13 protein-coding genes and 1 pseudogene are annotated in these 15,203 nt (G+C 65.3%); 8 read left to right on the top strand and 6 right to left on the bottom strand.

Annotation, left to right across the window (positions count from 1 at the left end; all coding sequences use genetic code 11):
- The 5 genes and pseudogenes from G3N93_RS19675 to G3N93_RS41615 all read right to left on the bottom strand — a co-directional run.
- Window positions 1-858, bottom strand: a pseudogene (locus G3N93_RS19675) (chemotaxis protein CheA); the annotation flags it as partial.
- A gap of 44 nt (window positions 859-902) precedes the next feature.
- Window positions 903-1,184 carry a hypothetical protein gene (locus G3N93_RS19680; protein ID WP_174937041.1) on the bottom strand — a complete coding sequence of 94 codons (282 nt, stop codon included), beginning with the start codon at window positions 1,182-1,184 and terminating at the stop codon, window positions 903-905.
- A 74-nt stretch (window positions 1,185-1,258) separates the two neighbouring features.
- Window positions 1,259-1,849, bottom strand: coding sequence for a hypothetical protein (locus G3N93_RS19685; RefSeq protein ID WP_174937039.1), 591 nt, complete (start codon window positions 1,847-1,849; stop codon window positions 1,259-1,261).
- A gap of 111 nt (window positions 1,850-1,960) precedes the next feature.
- Window positions 1,961-2,284, bottom strand: a complete 324-nt coding sequence (locus tag G3N93_RS19690) for a hypothetical protein (protein ID WP_174937037.1) — start codon at window positions 2,282-2,284, stop codon at window positions 1,961-1,963.
- Window positions 2,285-2,604: 320 nt separating this feature from the next.
- Complete coding sequence (locus tag G3N93_RS41615) at window positions 2,605-2,919, bottom strand: hypothetical protein (RefSeq protein WP_241026607.1); 315 nt, start codon at window positions 2,917-2,919, stop codon at window positions 2,605-2,607.
- 1,108 nt (window positions 2,920-4,027) lie between these two features.
- Here G3N93_RS41615 and G3N93_RS19700 point away from each other — a divergent pair.
- The 5 genes from G3N93_RS19700 to G3N93_RS19720 are packed head-to-tail and all read left to right on the top strand — an operon-like array spanning window position 4,028 to window position 10,484.
- On the top strand, window positions 4,028-4,381 hold the full coding sequence (locus tag G3N93_RS19700) for a hypothetical protein (protein WP_307873420.1): 354 nt from the start codon (window positions 4,028-4,030) through the stop codon (window positions 4,379-4,381).
- Window positions 4,374-5,381 carry a UDP-glucuronic acid decarboxylase family protein gene (locus tag G3N93_RS19705; RefSeq protein WP_206123370.1) on the top strand — a complete coding sequence of 336 codons (1,008 nt, stop codon included), beginning with the start codon at window positions 4,374-4,376 and terminating at the stop codon, window positions 5,379-5,381. Before G3N93_RS19700 ends, G3N93_RS19705 begins: the two co-directional genes overlap by 8 nt.
- The gene (gene galE, locus G3N93_RS19710) at window positions 5,378-6,367 is read left to right on the top strand and encodes a UDP-glucose 4-epimerase GalE (RefSeq protein WP_206133755.1); all 990 of its coding nucleotides are present in this window, start codon (window positions 5,378-5,380) and stop codon (window positions 6,365-6,367) included. The genes G3N93_RS19705 and galE overlap by 4 nt, the downstream gene beginning before the upstream one ends.
- A 35-nt stretch (window positions 6,368-6,402) precedes the next feature.
- The gene (locus G3N93_RS19715) at window positions 6,403-7,806 is read left to right on the top strand and encodes a UDP-glucose/GDP-mannose dehydrogenase family protein (RefSeq protein ID WP_174945620.1); all 1,404 of its coding nucleotides are present in this window, start codon (window positions 6,403-6,405) and stop codon (window positions 7,804-7,806) included.
- A gap of 26 nt (window positions 7,807-7,832) precedes the next feature.
- Window positions 7,833-10,484, top strand: a complete 2,652-nt coding sequence (locus G3N93_RS19720) for a glycosyltransferase (protein ID WP_206133756.1) — start codon at window positions 7,833-7,835, stop codon at window positions 10,482-10,484.
- Window positions 10,485-10,520: 36 nt separating this feature from the next.
- Here G3N93_RS19720 and G3N93_RS19725 read toward each other — a convergent pair whose 3' ends face one another.
- Window positions 10,521-11,444 carry an AraC family transcriptional regulator gene (locus G3N93_RS19725; protein WP_206133757.1) on the bottom strand — a complete coding sequence of 308 codons (924 nt, stop codon included), beginning with the start codon at window positions 11,442-11,444 and terminating at the stop codon, window positions 10,521-10,523.
- Between the two features lie 181 nt (window positions 11,445-11,625).
- Here G3N93_RS19725 and G3N93_RS19730 point away from each other — a divergent pair, with 181 nt between their 5' ends.
- From G3N93_RS19730 to G3N93_RS19740, 3 genes are all read left to right on the top strand, one after another.
- Window positions 11,626-12,087 carry a (2Fe-2S)-binding protein gene (locus G3N93_RS19730; protein WP_011354470.1) on the top strand — a complete coding sequence of 154 codons (462 nt, stop codon included), beginning with the start codon at window positions 11,626-11,628 and terminating at the stop codon, window positions 12,085-12,087.
- Between the two features lie 2 nt (window positions 12,088-12,089).
- A complete protein-coding gene (locus tag G3N93_RS19735; RefSeq protein ID WP_206133758.1) occupies window positions 12,090-14,300 on the top strand; it encodes a xanthine dehydrogenase family protein molybdopterin-binding subunit in 2,211 nt (736 codons plus the stop codon).
- A 454-nt stretch (window positions 14,301-14,754) separates the two neighbouring features.
- Window positions 14,755-15,153, top strand: a complete 399-nt coding sequence (locus G3N93_RS19740; RefSeq protein ID WP_174937023.1) for a winged helix-turn-helix domain-containing protein — start codon at window positions 14,755-14,757, stop codon at window positions 15,151-15,153.
- The last annotated feature ends 50 nt before the right edge of the window (window positions 15,154-15,203 follow it).

The following is a 15,203-nucleotide window of genomic DNA, read 5'->3' on the forward strand; positions in this document are numbered from 1 at the left end:
GGCGGCAATAGGCGCCATCGACGGCACGGGCACCGGTACCGGCACCGACACGGGTGCCGCCTGCACCGAAGTCGTCGCCACCGGGCGCGGTTGCGCCGGTGCCGGCGCGGCTGCGCCCAGCGGCGGCAAGCCCATGCGGTCGCGCACGATCGGATCGCGATACTTCACGTCGTCGGCAACCGTCGCTTCTACGCTCGGCGCCACGTTCGAACGGGCGAGCGGCGCGGTCGTGCCCGGGCATAGGTGCCCGGTCGCTTCCACTGCACGCCGGTTCGCGTCGCTCTGGCAGAGCAGCGCGAGCGCCACGTCGGTCAGGCCCATCGCGCGGAATTCACGTGCATCGAGACGCCGGACGCAAGCCTGGTCGACGAGCGTCGTGCCACCGGTCGCGCCGAACCCCGGGAACGACACGCCGACGCTCACCGAACCCATACAGGTATCGGACAGCGTGGTCGTGAGGCCCGGCGCCTGGATCGCGGGGTTGGTCTTGATCGTCTGCGTACCCGAGTAATTGACGTTTTCCGCTGACTGGGTGTTGTACGGGTTGGTGCCGGGCGCGCCGGATGACTGCAGCGACTGCGGCGTCACGTTCGTTCCGCCGCTCGTGCTGGACGGCATCGTCACGTTCACGTTCACGCTCGAATTGCCGCTGCTGCGAACCCCGCTGGAGCTGGTAGCGTTGCCGCCGCGCGAACTCGTGGTGTTCGTGTTCATGCTCGAGCCGCCACCCTGGCTGACTGCCGTCGACGACGTCGAGGACTGTGCGCTCGAGGTCGAATCCGCGGTTTGCGCCTGGGCGCCGATCGTGGTCATCGCGAACATCGCTGCGCATGCCACCTTGATCCTGTTGCTGTTCATTTCACTCTCCGGACGAGGTTTGACCTCCCACCCAGGCAACCGTACTAATTCCCCTGATTCCCTTCAGCTTTGCCTGCTTCCCCGAACTGCTTCCAGCCGTTACCCAGCTGGGACCATGAGCCGCCCGACATGCCCTGCCACTGCTGGGCGTCTGGTCCGCCGATGGCACTGCCCGAAGAAAGCGTTTGTTGTTCTGACGGTTTGGTTGTCTGGTCAGGGTTGTTTGACGTCTGCAAATTCGATTGCACGTCGTTGGCAATACGGTCAGCGCCATACGCCGTCAGAGACGCGAGCATCAGAGCGGCGGCAATCAGTTTCTGCTTCATGCCAACTCCTTACGTGACAACAATGTGGGGAAAAGAGACCAGCGTCGCTGGGAAACTGGTCCCCCCACACCTGACTAATGACTGCTTCCGGTCGCACTTGCACTGCCCTGGCTTCCGCCCGATGCGGACGGCGAACCGGCCGGACCGGTACTCCAAACGGTCGACGAGTTGTAGTGATTCGAACCCGTGATCGCGCCTGACCCACCACTGCCGGTCAGCCCAGCGGCACCCGCGTTGGCAACGCCCTGGTCGTTCGCACTCGAAGCCGTGTAGTGATTGGCACCAAGGACGATCGTGGCACTCACCCCGCCCGACAGCGCATTCGCGTTCTCGTTCGTGCTGCTGTTTCCACCGTACGAGCCTGCGGCACCGATACCGCCGCCTGCCGCGAACGCGCCCCCGTTCGTGCCCGAACCGCTGGCCGTCGAAGTCGTGTTGTGGAAGGCGGATGCCGTGCCGGCGGAACCAGCGGGTGTCACCGTACTGCCCGCGTTCGCGCCCGCCGTCGAAGTCGAATTGCTGGTATAGCTGCCGGAGCCGACCAGGACCGAACCGGAAACACCCGCCGCAACGGATTGCGTCTGGTTGGTCGTAGAGGAACCTGCTGCCAATGCAGCCGACGATAAGACGGTGAGCGCTGTCGCGAAAATGACTTTGGCTTTCATAGCAATTCCTTGCTGTGAGTAAGTTCGGCGGTGGCGGAGCCGGGTCAACCCCCATCGAGCGGAACCCGGCATCCGTACCGCCAGCCAATGACGAACGCTACGCGTCGCGGCTTAGTGGTGCGTCGTCCAGCCGATCGAACCGGCATTTGCACCGCTGCTGCCACCTGCTTGCGAGCCGCCGAAGCCGAAGCCACCAACGGTCGACGTTTGGGTATGGTTCGTGTACGAGATCGAACCGCTGCCCGGGCCGCCTGCAACTGCGCCGGCGGCACCGAGTGCCGAGCCGGAATCGGTTGCGGAGAAATGGCCGAAGCCAGCAACCCCTGCCATCGTTTGGCCGCCGCTCGACGAGCTGCTGCTCGACACCGTGCCGCTGCCAGCGAACGCTGCACCCGAAACCGCCAGAACTGCTGCTGCAATCAGAAGCTTCTTCATGGTCGACTCCAAAACGGCGTGGACGGAGTGAGTCAGGAAGATCGCACGCCATCAACCTTCCTGACTTGAGCAATCCTCTAAATTAAGGATCACTATTTAATTAAAAAAATCCTGATGCCTTTTCAATTCAATTTTTTGCGATTTTGGCCAGACGAAGCTTAGTCTCGCAATTTTTAGTTATCCAAACTTTTTTTGTAGGTGTTTTCTATTATTTTTATGAACATTTGCCTTAAACCGAAAACACCAGCACCTGATAAACCGGAACGATGCACACACCTTTCCGGCTTGCGATATTCGACACCCCGCCGGACGGCATGCCATTAATCGACATCCCATTTCCGGAATCGAAAATTATCGAATACATTAACCACCGCAAAATGCGGCACCGTTGAAAATACGCCCTTTACCCGGGCGACAACGGGCCTGCATTGCAGCCAGGTGGCATGTCTTCTCCCTGAGCTATCGAAGAAAGTCTTCCGGATAATCCGGCCGACGGGCGTTCGATCTAATCCGGCCGGCGCCGGCATGGGCCAGGCGCGATCGAAGCGACCCTGCACGGCCGAAGACGAATCGGCATCACGCTGTCCGGCACGAACAGCCTGATCCATCCGGGAGAACTGAATGAAAGCGAGCACCGCTGTCGCCCGACTGCCGTGCGGCGCGACAACCGCGCCAGCACGCGAAGCGCGCGGCGGGCAAGAAACCGGGACAGAGCAACCCGCGAAGCTGGCACAGCGTCGCGAGCGTCACCCCGGCCTTTCCGACTACCCCATTGGCGCGTAAAGTACGCGCCGATCAAGCTACTGCTTATGGTCTTCATCGCCGTTTCCCCGACTGCTTATTGACGAGTTGGTCGCCCCACCTCTTCGTTACTTCGTGTCGACCGCCCGCCGGTGCGTCCAATACCGCAAGCAGCGTGCCACGTGATATTCCACCGCATATTGCGCTCGGCAAACGGCCGCCACGGCGGCACGCAGCGCCCGGAACGACATTTTTTGTTTCAGGAATGTATCGCAATAACAGTTTGACACCCTCGGCGATCGTTGAGCGTCGCGACGCAATCGCCGGATTAGACGGACGAATCCGGCCCGCGGGCCCGTGCCGGACGGCCAGATGAACGAGTGTTTCAAACTTGAGAAGCGCACGGCCGTGCAAGGCAGGCGGCGCGGGCATTTCCGCTTGCAAACCGGGGGGCGCAGCAGGTGCGGCCCCGTCCCGCGCCATCACAAACGAGAATCGATACGCGCGACGCCGGGCGCCGAGAGCCCGACCCGGCAGCCTTCGGCGAGGCTTCGACACGCGTTTCCTCCGACGACCCGGACGAATTTGATTCATTCGTGAAAATACCGACAGGATCACACCCCGCTCGAGCGTCGAAATGGGCCGTAAAAATGAAAATTTTCGTGTCGGCGTAATAATTAAAACAAATGAAAACTCGCACCCCCTGGCACCGCACATCAATTTTTTCACTTTCATTCGCCACCCCTTTCACGAACCGAATCGCCCGATTCGCAGTACACGAGGGAAACGTTTTTAACCCGTTATCCGCACATTTCTCATTGATGAAACATTCCCGCTTCACACCTGTTTGACGAAGCCATTCCCGCAAAAGCCTGATTTATCGCGCATTTCGTCGTATCGAATTGCTTCGACCCGGCAATTGGTTCGCGCGCTTTTCTGTCCCCACGATACATGCATGAAACAGAAGCGCGCATATCGCGCGGCAATTTCGGCGCCGCTCCCGTGCGCATCGTGACGGCATCGTTCATGGCATGCCGATTGCCTGATCTTCGGCTCTCACCGAGCGGCACGCCGAGGCACAAGATCACGAACGGCGGCCTGCTCGTCAATCAGCGTATCGGGGAAAAGTCGATGAAGATCACCACCGATCGATCGGCGCGTGCGTCGTTCAAGCATCAACGGGGTAGTCAGCGAAACCGGAGCGCCTGTCGCGGTGCTTCGTCGACATCAGCCCATGCGAACCGGCGCCTGCCGAAACGCTACCCGTGCAGCGGGATGGAACGCGTGCGCGCCGCCGTCGAGCAAATCGACGTGTGGTTCCTCGAGATGACCGACGAAGGGGAAAGCCATGAATGACAGGGTCGCGCTCGAGACGCGCGCCGGTCAGCGCGTCCTGGTGACGGGCGGCGCCGGCTTTCTCGGCAGCTACGTCTGCGAACGCCTGGTCATGGAAGGCGCATCCGTCACGTGCATCGACAGCCTGCTGACGGGTCGCAAGCTCAACGTCGCCGACCTGAAAGCGTCCGGCCGCTTCGAGTTCGTGAAGGGCGACGTATCGCTCGGCCTGCCGCAACTGCAGGTGGACGAGATCTGGAATCTCGCGTGCGCGGCATCGCCGCCCACCTACCAGATCGATCCCGTCCATACGATGATGACCAACGTGCTCGGCATGAACCATTGCCTCGCACTCGCGCGCAAGACGGGCGCACGCGTGTTCCAGGCGTCGACCAGCGAGATCTACGGCGACCCGGACGTGCATCCGCAGACGGAAACCTATCGCGGCAACGTGAACACGATCGGCCCGCGCGCGTGCTACGACGAAGGCAAGCGCGCGGCCGAGGCGCTGTGCTACGACTACTACCGCACGCACGGCATCGACGTGCGTGTCGCGCGCATCTTCAACACCTACGGCCCGCGGATGTCGCCGCGCGACGGCCGCGTCGTGTCGAACTTCATCGTCGGCGCACTCAACGGCGCGCCGCTCGAGATCTACGGCGACGGCAAGCAGACGCGCTCGTTCTGCTTCGCCAGCGACCTGATCGACGGCTTCTTCTGCCTGATGAGCGCCGAGCGCAACGTCGGCGCGCCGGTCAACATCGGCAACCCCGGCGAATTCACGATGATCGAGCTCGCGCAAAAAGTGCTCGCGATGACGGGCTCGAAATCGGAGATCGTGTTCCGGCCGCTGCCGATCGACGATCCGCACCAGCGCAAGCCCGACATCTCGGTCGCGTCGACCGAGCTCGGCTGGCGGCCGGGCATCGATCTCGACGAAGGCCTGCGCCGGACCGTCGACTATTTCAGCCGTGAACTGTGGCTCGAGCCGGTGCTGCGCCTGACCGGGGCCACGACATGAAAGTGCTCGTGACCGGCGGAGCGGGCTATATCGGCAGCCATACCTGCAAGGCACTCGCGGCAGCGGGACACGAACCGGTCGCCTACGACAACCTGTCGACCGGCCATCGCGACGCGGTGCGATGGGGGCCGCTCGTCACGGCCGACATTCTCGACCGCGACGCGCTGTCGAAGGCGTTCGCCGCGCATCGGCCCGACGTCGTGATCCATTTCGCCGCACTCGCCTACGTCGGCGATTCGGTGCTCGCGCCCGACCGCTATTACACGGTCAACGTCACGGGCACCTGCACGCTGCTGAGCGCGATGCACACGGCGGGCGTCGGCCGGATCGTGATGTCGTCGTCGTGCGCGACCTACGGCATTCCGGACGGGCTGCCGATCTCGGAGCGCACGCCGCAGCGGCCGATCAATCCGTACGGCTTCACGAAGTACGCGATGGAACGGATGGCCGCCGATTTCGAGCGTGCATACGGACTGAAGTGGGTCGCGCTGCGCTACTTCAACGCGGCCGGTGCGGACCCTGACGGCGAGATCGGCGAATGCCACGCACCGGAAACGCATGCGCTGCCGCTCGCGATTCGCGCGGCACTCGGCACCGGCCATGCGTTCCAGGTGATGGGCACCGACTACCCGACGCCCGACGGCTCGGCGATTCGCGACTACGTGCACGTGAGCGACCTCGCCGACGCGCACCTGAAAGCGACCGCCTATCTGTGCGGCGGCGGCCACAGCGTCGCACTGAATCTCGGCACCGGCAAAGGCACGTCGGTGCTCGACGCACTGCGCGCCGTCGAAACCGTGACGGGTCGCCGCGTGCCGACGGTAACGGCCGCGCGCCGCCCGGGCGACCCGCCCGAGCTGTACGCCGACGCCACGAAAGCCGCGCTCGTGCTCGGCTGGCGGCCGCGTTTCACCGCGATCGAACCGATGGTCGAACACGCCGCGGCGTGGTTTCAGAAAGAACTGCAATTCGAATCCGGCAAGTAAGCAAGTTTCCTTGAACGTCACGCAGGGGAATCACCATGAAGGTACGGATCGCTATCGTCGGCACGGGCTACGTCGGGCTGGTCAGCGGCGCGTGCTTTGCGGATCTCGGGCATGACGTCGTCTGCATCGACAACAATCGCGGCAAGATCGACGCGCTGAACGAAGGCCACATGCCGATCTACGAACCGGGCCTGGACGCCGTCGTCGCACGCACCGTCGAGCGCGGCACGCTGCGCTTCAGCAGCGACCTCGCGGCGAGCGTGCGCGATCGCGACGCGGTATTCATCGCGGTCGGCACGCCGACGCTGCCGGGCACCGACCAGGCGGACCTGCAGTACGTCGAGGCGGCCGCGCGCGAAATCGCGTCGAACCTGACCGGTTTCGCGGTCGTCGTCACGAAGTCGACGGTGCCGGTCGGCACCAACCGGATCGTCAAGCAGATCGTCGAACGCTGTGCGCCGGACGGCATCGATGCGGCGATCGCATCGAATCCGGAATTCCTGCGCGAAGGCTCGGCGATCGACGATTTCATGCACCCTGACCGTGTCGTGTTCGGCGCCGAGCATCCGCGTGCGATCGAGATCATGAAGGCCATCTATGCGCCGCTGGAAGCGATGGGCCATCTCGTGCTGGCCACCGAGATCGAAACGGCCGAACTCGTGAAATACGCGGCAAACGCGTTCCTCGCCGTGAAGATCAGCTACATCAACGAGATCTCGGACCTGTGCGAAGCCGTCGGCGCCGATGTCGAACTGGTCGCGAACGGCATGGGCCTCGACCGCCGCATCGGCGCATCGTTCCTGAAGGCCGGCCCCGGCTGGGGCGGTTCGTGCTTTCCGAAGGACACGCGCGCACTGAAGGCGACGGCTTCCGAACATGCGGTGCCGCTGCGCATCGTCAGCGCGGCGATCGAATCGAATGCGCTGCGCAAGGAGCAGATCCTGCGCCGCATCGAGAAGGCCTGCGGCGGCTCGATCAAGGACAAGCGCATCGCGGTGCTCGGCCTCACGTTCAAAGGCCAGACCGACGACGTGCGCGAAAGCCCGAGCATCGACGTGATCCAGCTGCTCGTCGGCGCGGGCGCGCATATCCGCGCGTACGACCCGGCGCGTCCGCACGAAGCGTCGCGGCTGCTGCCGCAGGTGTTCATGGAGGGCTCCGCGATCGACGCGGTGCGCAGCGCGGACGCCGTCGTCGTGATGACCGAATGGAAGGCGTTCGAGGCGCTCGATCTCGCCGACCTCGCGGATCACATGGCCGATCCCGTGATGCTCGACATGCGCAACCTGTTCAGCGAACGGCTCGCAGTCGACAGCGGCTTTCGCCGCTACGAACGCGTGGGCCGCTCGTGCGGCGAACGCACGCCGGCCACTCCGGCACCGGAACAACAGCAAGCCAGTGAGGACACCCGGCCGCCACGCGGCCTGCTTCAAGACTGATGATCTGACCTTGACGGGAGAACACCATGAAGAAGCTGGTTGCGTCGCTTGCCGGCGGCCTTGCGCCGGACACCGCCGACACCACCGACGCCGAAGCGGATCGCACCGCCTCGATGGACGCAGACGTCCCGCTCCTCGTCCCGTTGATGGACAGCGGGACCCGGATCGTCTTCCACATCCTCGCGCTGTGCTGGTTCGCCGCGCTGGGCATCTTCTGGCGCTGGTGGCTGCGCGACGAGCACTATGTCGATGCATTCCGCTTCGGCGTCAACTGCTTCGTGCTGTTCTGGACCACCTTCATTCCCGGCTACTTCATCTTCATCATCCGCTCGGCGGTCGTGCCGAATCCCGCGCTGCCGGTGCCGCGCGATTGGCGCGTCGCGATGGTCGTCACCAAGGCGCCGTCCGAACCGTTCGCCATCGTCCGCACGACGCTGCTCGCGATGCTCGACCAGACCTACCCGCACGATACGTGGCTCGCCGATGAAGACCCGTCGCCCGAGACGCTCGACTGGTGCCGCGAGCACGGCGTATTCGTGTCGACGCGGCGCGGCATTGCCGCGTACCACCGGACGAGCTGGCCGCGCCGGACCAAGTGCAAGGAAGGCAATCTCGCGTACTTCTACGACATGTACGGCTACGACAACTACGATTTCGTGTCGCAGCTCGACGCCGACCACGTGCCGACCCGCACCTATCTCGAGGAGATGCTGCGACCGTTCGTCGATCCGGAAGTCGGCTACGTGTCGGCGCCGAGCATCTGCGACAGCAACGCAGCCGGGAGCTGGAGCGCACGCGGACGCGTGAACGTCGAGGGGCCGTTGCACGGCACGATGCAGGCCGGCTATGCGGGCGGCCTCGCGCCGCTGTGCATCGGCTCGCACTATGCGGTGCGCTGCCGCGCGCTGCGCGAGATCGGCGGGCTCGGGCCCGAACTCGCCGAGGATCACTCGACGACGATGATCTTCAATTCGAAGGGCTGGCGCGGCATGCATGCGCTGAACGCGATCGCGAACGGCGAAGGGCCGCGCACGTTCGGCGATCTGGCCACGCAGGAATTCCAGTGGTCCAAGAGCGTGATGATCATCATGCTGCGCTACACGCGCCACTATTTCATGGGGCTGCCGCTGAAGCTGAAGGCGCAGTTCCTGTTCTGCCAGCTGTGGTACCCGCTGTGCGCGCTCGCGATGGCCGGCAGTGTCGTGATTCCGGTCGTCGCGCTGCTCACCGGCCGCGTGTGGGCGCACGTCGACTACCTCACGTACCTCACTTACGCGCTGCCGCTGACCGTGCTGATCCTGTGCGTCGTGACCTGGGCCACGCACTCGACCCAGTCGTGCCGCCCGCTGAATACGAAGCTGCTGTCGTGGGAAGGACTGTCGTTCGTGTTCGCGCGCTGGCCGTGGGTCGTGCTCGGCTGCGCGTCGGCGGTGTTCGACTGCGTGCGCGGCAAGGAATTTCCGTTCAAGGTCACGCCGAAGGGCGGCGCGATCGAACAGGACGCGCCACTGCGCGTGGTCGCCCCGTATCTGCTGATCTCGCTGTTCTGCAGCCTGCCCGTCGTCACGGTCGAGAATCCGCGCAACGCCGCCGGCTTCTATCTGTTCTCGACGCTGACGAGCATCCTGTATTTCGTGATCGCGGCCGTCGTCGCGGTGAATCACGGCAGGGAGCAAGGGCTCGGGTGGTCGGCGTTCAGGCAGATGTTCTTCAGCCGCCTGCCCGTGCGCAACGCGCTGTTCGTGATCGCGCTCGCGATGCTGTTGTCGGGTATCGGGCTGCGCGCGCCGAAAGGCTGGCAGGCAATGATGTGGCGCTCGGGTTTGCCGGCCGTGGTCGCGCCCGTACCAGGCGAACCGGTGAAGCAGCCCGAACTCGGCGCCTACGATCCCGAGCAGACGCTCGCGGCCGACCGGGATCTCGCGTTCGACCATGTGTTCGTGTCGTGGAACGCGCCCGACGTCCGCGCGGAAATCGACGATGCGTACCGGAACGCGCAGGCGCGCAACCGCTCGCTGATGCTGACCATCGAGCCCTGGGCCGCGGGTGACACGCGGCAAGGCGCGCTGCTCGAGGATATCGCGCACGGGCGCTACGACACGCGGATCGCGGCAACCTGCTCGGCGCTCGCCGCATTGAAGGGCCCCGTGTTCGTGCGCTGGGGCCACGAGATGGAGGCCGACACCGGACGCTACCCGTGGGCCATCGGCGATGCATCGGCCTACGTGGATGCGTACCGGCGGGTCGTGACCACCTGCCGCACGATGACCGACCAGATCCGCTTCGTGTGGTCGCCGGCCGGCAACCGGAACCTCGACGACTATTTCCCGGGCCGCAGCTATGTGGACGACGTCGGCCTGTCCGTGTTCGACTGCCCGCGCTGCGCGATCTGGCCGGCCGGCGGCCATGCGTCCGCCGCGAGCATCCTGCGGACCAAATACGAGCGGGTGACCGACTACGGGCTGCCGGTGATGGTCACGGAGCTCGGCATCGACGGGTCGAATTCGCGCAAGCGCGAGGAACTCGACGAATTCCAGCGGTCGCTGTGGCGCTATCCGCTGCTGAAGGCCGTGGTGTATTTCAACGCGGTCGATACGCCCGGCGCGTGGCCGGCGCATTACGTGCCGGACTGGCGGATCGCGCCGGCGTTCCTGCAGACGACGGTGGTCGCCAGGTGAAATGCGCGGTGAAGACGGCGCGCCGGCGGTGCGCCGTCAGCCGAGCAGTTCCTTCTTGCGCAACTGCACGACGTCGCGCATCGGCGGCGCGCCGAACAGCCGGCTGTATTCGCGGCTGAACTGCGACGCGCTTTCGTAGCCGACGACGGCGGCCACCGACCCGACATCGCCGCCCTGTCGCAGCAGCAACCGTCGCGCCTCGTGCAGCCGCAACTGCTTCTGGTACTGCAACGGGCTCAGCGTCGTCACGTGCTTGAAATGATGGTGCAGCGACGACACGCTCATGTTGACCGCCTGCGCGAGCGACTCGACGCGCATCGGCTTCGCAAAGTGATCGCGAATCCATTCGATCGCGCGCGCGATCCGGTGCGTCTGGCTGCCCGCGATCGCCATGTGCCGCAGCCGCGTGCCCTGCCCGCTCGTCATCAGCCGGTACAGCAGCTCCTTTTCGATCAGCGGCGCGACGACCGGAATATCGGCCGGCGTATCGAGCAGCCGCATCAGCCGCAGCGCGGCATCGAGCAGCGGCGGCGTCAGCTCGGCGAGCGCGATCCCCTCGCCTTCGGGGCCCGCATCGGGTTCGGGCAGCCGCATCTCGGCCGCGAGCTCGACGATGCGCTGCGGATCGAGCGTCAGCGACAGGCACAGGTACGGCGCGTCCGGCGACGCACGGGTCACGCGTGACAGGATTGGCAAGTCGATCGATGTAATCAGGCAATTGTGCGCGTCGTACTCGTAAGCCTGGCCGGCCACGATCACGCGCTTCGCGCCCTGTGCGGCAATCACGAGTGCGGCCCGCGACACGCCGCAGCCCATATCGACCGGCCGCGAGTGCCGGTGCAGCATCAAACCCGGCACGGCCGTCGATTGCGAGCCGTCCGCCGGCGCGAAACGGCTGATCAGCATCGCCAGCTCGCGCCGCCCGGATTCGCGCGACGCCACGATATCGGTCAAGTCCATGACGCTTCCTCGATAGATTTCCTCATGTCGCGGGAGCATAGCGAAACCACCCGTGACCTGCCGGGGATTTGCAGGATTGTTCAATAAATTTGCAGGATTGGGTAGACGCAAAAATCGGCTGCTCGCGCACACTGCCCGCTAACCGGGCGCATGCCGGGTTTTCCCCACGGAGACAATCAAAATGCCTACCTCGTTTGTCCTGAACGGCAAGAACGTCACGCTCGACGCCGATCCGTCGATGCCCGTCCTCTGGGCGATTCGCGAACACGCGGGACTGACCGGCACGAAGTTCGGCTGCGGCATGGCGCAGTGCGGCGCGTGCACCGTGCATCTCGAAGGCCAGGCCGTCCGCTCGTGCGTGCTGCCGCTCGCCGGCATCGCGGGCAAGCACATCACGACGATCGAAGGCCTGCAGAGCAAGCCCGCGCACGCCGTGCAGGCCGCCTGGGTCAAGCTGCAGGTGCCGCAGTGCGGCTACTGCCAGTCCGGCCAGATCATGTCGGCCACCGCGCTGCTCGAACAGAACCCGAAGCCGACCGACGCGGACATCGACGCCGCGATGAACGGCAACCTGTGCCGCTGTGCGACCTACGCCCGGATCCGGGCGGCGATCCACGACGCGGCCGCGACGCTGGGAGCCTGACCATGACGATCGAACTCGACAACACCGGTTCGGTGCGTCCGTCGCGCCGCACGTTCCTGAAGGCCGCCGGCGCCGCGGCCGCCGTCAGCCTGACCATCGGCTTCGAATGGGCCGGCCTCGGCCGTCGCGCGCTGGCGGCGACCGCGCCCGCCGCCGACTTCGCGCCGAATGCGTTCCTGCGCATCACGCCCGACGGCGCCGTCACGGTCATCGCGAAGCACGTCGAGCTAGGCCAGGGCGCGTATACGGGCATCGCGACGATCGTCGCCGAGGAGCTCGACGCCGACTGGTCGCACGTGCGCGTCGAAAGCGCGCCGGCCGATGCGAAACGCTACGCGAACCTCGCTTTCGGCACGATGCAAGGTACGGGCGGCAGCTCGGCCATGTCGAACTCGTGGCAGCAACTGCGCGAAGCGGGCGGCAAGGCCCGCGCGATGCTGGTATCGGCCGCGGCAGCCCGCTGGAAGGTGCCGGCGAGCGAGCTGACGACGGCCAATGGCGTCGTCACGCATGCAAAGAGCGGCAAGACGGCCGCGTACGGCACGCTCGTCGCCGATGCGTCGAAGCTGCCGGTGCCCGACAAGGTCACGCTGAAGCAGCCGGCCGATTTCAAGCTGATCGGTCACCGGATTCCGCGCGTCGACGCGTCGGCGAAATCGAACGGCACCGCGCATTTCACGCTCGACACCACCTTCCCCGGCATGCGCGTCGCGTTGCTGCAGCGCCCGCCGCGCTTCGGCGCGAAGGTGAAGTCGTTCGACGCGACGGCGGCCAAGGCCGTGCCGGGTGTCGTGTCGGTCGTGCAGGTGCCCGGTGGCGTCGCGGTCGTCGGGACCGGCTTCTGGGCCGCGAAACAGGGCCGCGACGCGCTGAAGGTCGAATGGGACGAAGCGAACGCCGAAAAGCGCGGCTCGGACGAGATCATGCGCGAATACCGGCAACTCGCCGACAAGCCGGGCACGTCGGCACGCAAGGACGGCGACGCCGATGCGGCGATCACGGGTGCGGCGCGCAAGATCAGCGCGACGTACGAATTCCCGTATCTCGCGCACGCGCCGATGGAGCCGCTCGACGCGGTCGTCAAGCTGACGGCGAACAGCTGCGAGATCTGGGCCGGCGACCAGTTCCAGACGGTCGACCAGGCCAACGCGGCAAAGACGGCGGGCCTGACGCCCGAACAGGTGCAGATCCACACGCTGTACGCAGGCGGCAGCTTCGGCCGGCGCGCGAATGCGTGGTCTGACTACGTGGTCGAGGCCGTGTCGATCGCGAAGGCGCTCGGCGCGGACGGCAAGCCCGTCAAGCTGCAGTGGACCCGTGAGGACGACATCCAGGGCGGCTTCTACCGGCCGATGTACTTCCACAAGCTCGACGCGGGGCTGACCGCGGACGGCAAGCTGGTCGGCTGGCGCCACCGGATCGTCGGCCAGTCGATCCTCGCCGGCACGCCGTTCGAGGCGTTCATGGTGAAGAACGGCGTGGACGCCACCTCGGTCGAGGGGGCGGCGAACCTGCCGTACGCGGTGCCGAACGTGTCGGTCGAGCTCACCACCACCAAGGTCGGCCTGCCCGTGCTGTGGTGGCGCGTGGTCGGCAGCTCGCACACGGCCTATGCGGTCGAGGCGTTCATCGACGAAGCCGCGCACACGGCTGGCAAGGATCCGTACGCGTTCCGCCGCGACCTGCTCGCGAAGGAGCCGCGCATGCGCGCGGTGCTGGAGCTGGCCGCGCAGAAGGCCGGCTGGGATCCGGCCAAGCCGCTGCCGAAGGGCCGCGGGCGCGGGATCGCGGTCGCCGAGGCGTTCAAGAGCTATGTCGCGCAGGTGGCCGAGGTGTCGGTCGACGCGGACGGCAAGGTGAAGGTCGAGCGCGTGGTGTGCGCAGTCGATTGCGGGATCGCGATCAATCCCGACATCGTCGCCGCGCAGATGGAGGGCGGCATCGGCTTCGGGCTCGGCGCGGTGATGCACAGCGCGATCACGCTGAAGGATGGCCAGGTCGAGCAGCGCAACTTCGACGGCTACCACGTGCTGCGGATGGCCGAGATGCCGAAGGTCGAGGTGCATATCGTGCCGTCGGCCGAAGCACCGACCGGGGTCGGCGAGCCGGGCGTCGCGCCGGTCGGGCCGGCTGTCGCGAACGCGATCTTCGCGGCGACGGGCAAGCGGCATTACGTGCTGCCGTTCGATTCGGCGGATAGCGCGAAGGCTTGATGAAGGGCCGGAACGCCGGCCGCGGGGCGGAAACGCCTTGCGGCCGGCGTTTTTTCTGGATGCGGCCGATGTAGCGTTCGATGCCGGCAAAAATCGCCTGTAACACCTTGATCCGTATAGAGAACCCGTCGATTCCCGCAGGATTCGATGTCGGGTTCGCCATTCGGCCGCGGCGACGCTCCGCCGGCCGCCACTCTCCGCCCCGCCCCCGCACGTTACGTCGGACGTAACGCCCGTAACGTCGCCCGCCGATGCTACGTAACAATCCTTCACCGTTGCCCCGGCCCCTTTTTTATCCGACCCGCGCCTCTCGTTAAAAATTCTTTTAAATTCAAGGCTGCCGCGCCGCCCGCAGCGGTGCCGTCCGCTGTCGATCCCTGACGATGCTGTCCCTGGCCCGGAAGTTGCAGCATAGGTCTCGCAAACACTCCTTTATGGACATGCGAGGGCCACCATGGATTGCAAATACCTGTACATCGACAACATAAAAATCAACTTCGTGCGCCGCACGATCGAAATCGACAACAAGATCATTGAAGTCACGCCGCGTGAATTCGACGTCGTCGAATTCCTGCTCGACAACATGAACAAGATCGTGCCGCGGCAGGCAATCCAGGAAGCCGTGTGGGGCCGTGAACTCGGCGTGTCGTCGCGCACGCTCGACACCCATATCTCGCGTATCCGTTCGAAGCTGCAGCTCGATCACGACAAGAACCTGCGCATCATCCCGATTTACGCGGTCGGCTATCGCCTGGTGCTGTTCGGTGCGGCGATGACGCACGTCGAGCGCCACGAAGCCGCGCCGATCCTGCGCGTCGCACCGCAGGCCGTGATGGCCGCCGACTACGCCTGACGATTCGCCCGCGCGCCGCCTGCTCGCGGCGCGCCGGCCACGCTCCCCCC

Origin of the sequence: Burkholderia sp. Se-20378, from assembly GCF_017104665.1 — a bacterium.
GTDB lineage: Bacteria > Pseudomonadota > Gammaproteobacteria > Burkholderiales > Burkholderiaceae > Burkholderia > Burkholderia lata.